This window comes from Deferrisoma palaeochoriense, from assembly GCF_054656955.1.
Map to the genome: position 1 here is coordinate 1 of NZ_BAAHXI010000164.1, position 720 is coordinate 720.

Sequence of the window (720 nt, forward strand, 5' to 3'; positions counted from 1 at the left end):
TCACCAACTCCGCCCGAAGGTGCGTCTTCATCGCCCATCCCACCACCCGACGGCTGAACGCGTCCAACACCACCGCCAGGTACAAAAACCCCGAAAGCGTTGGAACGTACGTAATGTCCGCCACCCACAACTCGTTGGGTCGACTCGCCTGGAAGCTCCGATTCACCAGGTCCGGCGCGGCCTTCGCCTCCCGGTCCTGAACCGTCGTCTTCACCTTCCTGCGCCGACTTACCCCCTCCAACCCCGCCTCCCGCATCAGGCGGGCCACCCGCTTGCGCCCCACCCGAACCCCCTGGTCCCGCAGTTCCGCGTGGATCCGCGGAGCCCCGTACGTCCCCCGACTCTTGCGGTGGATCGCGCGGATCTTCTCCCGCAACGACTCGTCTTCCTGCGCCCGCTTCGATTCCGACCGCTCCAGCCACGCATAGTACCCGCTGGTGGAGACCCCCAGCACCTGGCACATCGTGGCCACCGGATACTTGGCCCGATTCGCCCTTACGAACTCGAACCCTTCGAGGGGATCGACTCGGTCTCCCGAGCAAACCAGGCCGCGGCTTTTGCCAAAATCTCCCGCTCGATCCGAAGTTGTCGATTCTCCCGACGTAGGCGGCGCAGTTCCTCTCGTTCCGCGGTGGTCAGCCCGTCGCTTCGCCGACCTTCATCCAGATCCGCCTGCCGGACCCAGTTCCGAATGGTGTTGGCCGAGGGCTCGAACTCCCT

The 720-nt window shown here is 65.1% G+C and carries 2 protein-coding genes; both read right to left on the bottom strand.

Annotated elements, in window-relative coordinates; all coding sequences use genetic code 11:
• Positions 1 to 547: IS3 family transposase (locus tag ACYQ8L_RS18540; protein WP_459943302.1), on the bottom strand; the 547-nt coding region annotated here is incomplete at its 3' end.
• On the bottom strand, positions 496 to 720 hold a 225-nt coding region (locus tag ACYQ8L_RS18545; RefSeq protein WP_459943301.1), incomplete at its 5' end, for a transposase. The genes ACYQ8L_RS18545 and ACYQ8L_RS18540, both read right to left, overlap by 52 nt.